Raw genomic sequence first — 590 nt, forward strand, 5'->3', positions numbered from 1 at the left:
CTATTATGACGAAGCAGGAAAACCCCATTTAAAGGACGGGCGTTTTATATCTATCACCCATTCCCATGAATTTACGGGAATCATAATTTCGGACCAATTAGAAGTGGGTATCGATATAGAAATGCAACGCGAAAAAATTCTAAAAATAGCCAGTAAATATACCCCTTTGGAGGAGTATAAAACGGTGGCTAATACCGATGCCTTAATCAGAAAACTAACCATTGTTTGGGGCGCCAAGGAGTCCCTCTATAAAATTTGCGCCCAAAAAGGAATAAGTTTTCTGCATCATATGGATATTACGGACTTTTCCCTCTCTTCCGATACGCAAACAACGGGTACTAGTATTTTTAAGGGAAAATCTTACAACTATGATATTAATTTCTTGGAATTTGAAGGGTATACCTGTGTATATGCCATAAAAAACCAAGACTAATGAACATAGGATTACTACATACCCCTGTGGCTTTTTCACTCTGTTGGGTAATCCCCATGATTGTTCCACAATACCAACACGGATATGGAGCTTGTTTTTGATTGGCTCTTTTCTCAATATCAAGATATTCCCACTCACCTCATAGTTCTGGAGCTGA

General features: G+C 38.5%; 1 protein-coding gene. It reads left to right on the forward strand.

Going from position 1 to position 590, the window contains the following annotated elements; genetic code table 11:
* Positions 1-433 (forward strand): 4'-phosphopantetheinyl transferase family protein (locus F1E73_RS17290; RefSeq protein ID WP_150452697.1); only part of this gene is annotated, 433 nt, incomplete at its 5' end.
* Positions 434-590: the final 157 nt, after the last annotated feature.

Source organism: Arenibacter lacus, assembly GCF_008711145.1.
Lineage (GTDB): Bacteria > Bacteroidota > Bacteroidia > Flavobacteriales > Flavobacteriaceae > Arenibacter > Arenibacter amylolyticus.